At 40.8% G+C, this 2,187-nt stretch carries 1 protein-coding gene; it reads right to left on the bottom strand.

Annotated elements, in window-relative coordinates:
• Positions 1 to 34 precede the first annotated feature (34 nt).
• Positions 35 to 2,187 (bottom strand): gliding motility-associated C-terminal domain-containing protein (locus ACSVH6_RS13550; RefSeq protein WP_438079396.1); only part of this gene is annotated, 2,153 nt, incomplete at its 5' end.

Below are 2,187 nucleotides of genomic sequence, written 5' to 3'. Positions count from 1 at the left end.
GGTGAATAAATCCTCAGGGTTATTATTTGACAGACTATCGGGTAAGGTATAAGTATTTAGATTCTGTGATGGTTTTTCCTGAACCATCAGAATACTGTAAGATATAGAAATACGTGCCGGCAGGCAATTCATCAGATTTGCTTACAGTAGATCTTCCTTCGGAAACACCTGTAAATACTCTACTTTCATTATCATAATTATCAGCTTCGAATACCAAAACTCCCCAACGGTTGTAAATCTCCACTCTGTTTGGTAAGTGACATTTCTGATTGATGTTGTCAATCTGGAAGTTTTCATTCACACCGTCTCCGTTTGGAGTAAAGGCGTTGTGAACCACAACATTATCACAACCTTCAACTTGACCACATGGAGCAACAGGAACATTTACATTTATTTTTTGAGGACAAGTGTTCCCTACTTCTGTGTAGTTGTAACTGAATACATAAGTTCCTTCAGTCACATCCAACCCGTCAAATATAGATCCGTTTAATGTACCCACATTACTTTCGTTGATCCAGGTTCCTCCTGTTGGAATTCCTTGAGGTAGATAAGTATTCAAATCTAAAGTAGTAACCGATTGACCATCAAGGTTCGTATTACATACATGATTTTCTTCAGGAACATTTATGGTTTGTACTGTTTGTGCTGTGATGGTTACCGTCACATCTTGGGTGTAAGTTTGTGACTGATTACCACACGCATCTTGAGCAGACCAAGTTCGGATGATATGATATTGATTATTTACCGTTGCAGAAGTTGTCTCTGTAAATGTAATGTCAGCATTATTGATTACCGAACAGTTGTCAACAAATGCCGGTTGTGGTGCATCAGGAATGTTATCACAAGTAGCGGCTAAAACCGGAGCTAATTGCGAAGTCATTGTAGGAGCAGTAGTATCCTGAATGGTGATTACCTGAGTAAACCATGGACTTGTATTACCGCAAGCATCAATAGCTCTCCACATGTTGGTATAGGTACCGCTTGAGGGACAAGTACCGGCCACAAATACACCGCTTGTTTTTACATAAGTAACGTTACTGCAGTTGTCAGTTGCGGTTGGGGCTAAAGCTTGAGCAGTAGCTAAACCAGCTGCATCACTACATTCCAAAGTTACATTCAGTGAGCCTGCAATGGTTACCCAATCAGGATTAGTGTTGTCTTGAACATTAATTACCTGAGTAAATACAGTACTTTGATTTGAACAAACGTCAGTTGCTATCCACGTATTAGTATAACTACCGCTTGATGGACAAGTTCCAGGTACAAATTGACCTGCTGTTTTTGTATAAGTCACATTACCACATGCATCATTTGCAATTGGGACTAAAGCTTGAGCATTAGCTAAACCAGCTGCATCACTACACTCAACAGTGGTGTTTAGTGAAAGAGGACCTGTTGACCAAGTAGGCGCCGTAGTATCCTGAACAGTAATTACCTGAGTAAACACATCAGAAGTATTACCACAAGCATCAGCTACAGTCCAAGTGTTGGTATAAGTACCGGCATTAGTACAACCTTGAGCTGGTACAAACTCACCTGAAGTTTTTACAATGTTTGTTACATCAGCATCACAAATATCTGTAGCAGAAGGATATTGGCCTTGAGCATTAGCTAAAGCGGCAGCATCATTACATTCTACAGTTACGTTAAGTGAACCGATAGCATCTGTCCAAGTTGGAGCTGTTGTATCTTGAATAGAGAATGTGGCTGAAGTTGTAGAGGCATTTCCACAAGCATCAGTAGCGGTGAAAATCACAGTTACTGAAGCTGAGCAATCATTTGCTATTGAATCAAAATTATTTGACCAGGTTACCGCAGAACAGTTGTCAGTTGCAACTGCGCCACCATTATTGGCAATCCATTGTTGTAAAGCAGCTGTGTTTCCTGAACCGTCACACTGTACGATTAAGTCAGTCGCATTAGTTGTGATTTGTGGCGCCGTAGTATCCTGAACAGTGATTACCTGAGTAAACACAGCAGAAGTATTACCACAAGCATCAGTTACGGTCCAAGTGTTGGTATAAGTACCTGAATTGGCACACCCTTCGTTAGCTACAAACTCACCTGAAGTTTTTACGATGTTGGTTACATCAGCATCACATAAATCAGAAGCGATAGGGAAGGCAGCCTGAGCAGTTGCTAAAGCAGCAGCATTGCTACATTCTACAGTAGCATCAAGAGAACCGT

Origin of the sequence: Flavobacterium sp. XGLA_31 (assembly GCF_051547105.1) — a bacterium.
Taxonomy (GTDB): domain Bacteria; phylum Bacteroidota; class Bacteroidia; order Flavobacteriales; family Flavobacteriaceae; genus Flavobacterium.
This window is presented reverse-complemented; position numbering and strand designations above follow the sequence as displayed.